Raw genomic sequence first — 1,641 nt, 5'->3', positions numbered from 1 at the left:
GGTTGGTGTCTCGTGGGGTGGGAGATGTGTATATGAGACTGCGGTTGTTTCGGTGTTCTTTGCGGTTCTCCTCGATTTTTCCTTATGCGCTACAACATTCGCTATGAATCTCGTAAATGCCTTCCTATTTCGAAAAGTCAACGCTACAAGCCAGAAAAACAAAAAAACAGGCCGCGGGGCCTGTCTCAACGTTCCATTTCTTGATCTCTTGATCGTGCTTTGTTTTTGACGGCATGTTCCGGCTCCAATGCAAGGGGTAGATCAAGCGTTGGTTCATGCTTTCTTTCTTCCTCTAGCTCTTTCAAAAAATCACGACTGCGGGCGCTGTCTTTTGATCTCTCAAACTGCCGTAGCTTTTCCTGATCAGCGAATTGATGCAAGTCTTTCAGGTGGGAAGGATACAGGCCGACCTGTTTTCCATCCTCGTTATAGCCTCGAATGACGACATGCGCGTGAGGATGCCCTTTATCATCATGGACGGCGGAAACCCAATCTAGTTTAACGTTGTACTTGGTTTCAAAACGATTCATGGTGTCTCGGACCAATTCCTTCAGATCGGTCCCGTAGCGCTCTTTTTCATCCTCGCTGAGCGAGATCACGAGCTTATGGCCGACCACGCCGACCTTTGGCTGTTCGTTCAGCTTTTGGAAAAATTCAATTCGTTTGATGTTGTCCTGGGTAGCCGTGAACAGTTCCGGCGGCGTCCGGTGATGATCACGATCAAGTTCTATGTACTTGATATGCTCTTTGATGTGAGAGATCGGCTTGCCGCCTTTGTGGTGGCTGGCAAAACCAAGCGATTTCACATGAACGACCATCAGTATCTCCCCTGCTCGTATTCTTCAATCAAATTCCTGTTTGACTTAAACCGGCTGTAATTGTCCAGAAGGAACTGGAGTTTCTTCTGCAGCGATGCGTTTTCTTTTTCTTGATTGCGCAGCTGCCGGGTTAACTCCTCTTTTTCCTGATCGATCTGCCTTGCGCGGTTGTAATAATGTTGGGTGTTGGCTTTTTGATTTTCGTGTTTTTGATTTAATGACTCATGCAGTTTCTGAAGCTCTTCGTATTGTGCTGCCATTTGGGCAAGCATCTCTCTGATCTGATTGCATTCAGACTCTAGTGCTTTGTTTTCCTGAATGAGAGAGCTGATCTTTTCAGCGCCTTCCTTGTCGAGACGGCCCTGCATTCGCTTGGCGGCAAGTCCGCGGATTTCTTCACGCTTTTGTTTTGGATTGCTTTTGTTAAAGAGACTGTCAAATATTCGTTCCAGAATGATGGAGCTGTAGACTGTCTCGAATGATGACTTTGCCGTGAGGTTAGCAATCCGTTCAACGGTTTGCTTTCCCATGTCTTGAACGCGTTTTTCAATCCTGTCGATCAAAGCTTGCTCGGTTGCGGACAGCAGCGAGCTTGCTTCGACAGGTTGGACTTTTCGAGCGTGATACGCCCTGATGGCGTTCTCGATCAAAAGGCCAAACTTCTTTTCAGACCCGAAATCTTGTTTCGCGAGCTTGCGACCGAGCGAAACAATTTCAGGGTCGAGTCGGACGGATTCTTTTTGCCGGGCGACCATGGTTTTTCGACCTCCTAAAATTGAGTGTTTAGCTCAATTTTAGAGTGTCGCACTGTGGGGGTCTAGGG

Annotated in this window: 2 protein-coding genes; both read right to left on the bottom strand. The window is 47.5% G+C overall.

From position 1 onward, the window contains the following. Nucleotides 1–185: 185 nt before the first annotated feature. A complete protein-coding gene (locus ACFVVU_RS39115) occupies nucleotides 186–818 on the bottom strand; it encodes a relaxase/mobilization nuclease domain-containing protein (RefSeq protein WP_021838007.1) in 633 nt (210 codons plus the stop codon). Continuing rightward, on the bottom strand, nucleotides 818–1,573 hold the full coding sequence (locus ACFVVU_RS39110; protein WP_021838006.1) for a hypothetical protein: 756 nt from the start codon (nucleotides 1,571–1,573) through the stop codon (nucleotides 818–820). The genes ACFVVU_RS39115 and ACFVVU_RS39110 overlap by 1 nt, the downstream gene beginning before the upstream one ends. Nucleotides 1,574–1,641 lie beyond the last annotated feature (68 nt).

Origin of the sequence: Kitasatospora sp. NPDC057965 (assembly GCF_042887135.1) — a bacterium.
Taxonomy (GTDB): domain Bacteria; phylum Actinomycetota; class Actinomycetes; order Streptomycetales; family Streptomycetaceae; genus Kitasatospora.
The sequence above is the reverse complement of the archived record's forward strand: the minus strand, read 5'-3'. Positions and strand labels throughout refer to the sequence as shown.